The sequence below is a fragment of the Rhizobium sp. SVR5-9E genome (assembly GCF_056755095.1).
Genome location: NZ_JBNDHS010000606.1, coordinates 1 through 246 on the forward strand (window position 1 = coordinate 1; position 246 = coordinate 246).

The following is a 246-nucleotide window of genomic DNA, read 5'->3' on the forward strand; positions in this document are numbered from 1 at the left end:
GGTGGTCGGACTTGCGGGCCTGGTCGGCTTCGCAATCCTGTTTTTTCTCCGGGTCGACAAGGAAGAGCGTATGACGCTGGAAATTTTCGGGACCCGGTACCGCGACTATATGGAGAGGACCAAGCGCCTTATTCCGTATCTTTAATAAGGGGGGAATGATGCGAGGCCGAACCATCAAGCTTTCGGCGGCGCGACGCATTGTCGGAGATCTGATGAGGTTCTCGATCGGCGTGCCACGGGTCACCG

At 57.3% G+C, this 246-nt stretch carries 1 protein-coding gene; it reads left to right on the forward strand.

Going from position 1 to position 246, the window contains the following annotated elements:
* On the forward strand, nucleotides 1-145 hold a 145-nt coding region (locus ACPYOJ_RS36240; RefSeq protein ID WP_481420517.1), incomplete at its 5' end, for a methyltransferase family protein.
* Nucleotides 146-246 lie beyond the last annotated feature (101 nt).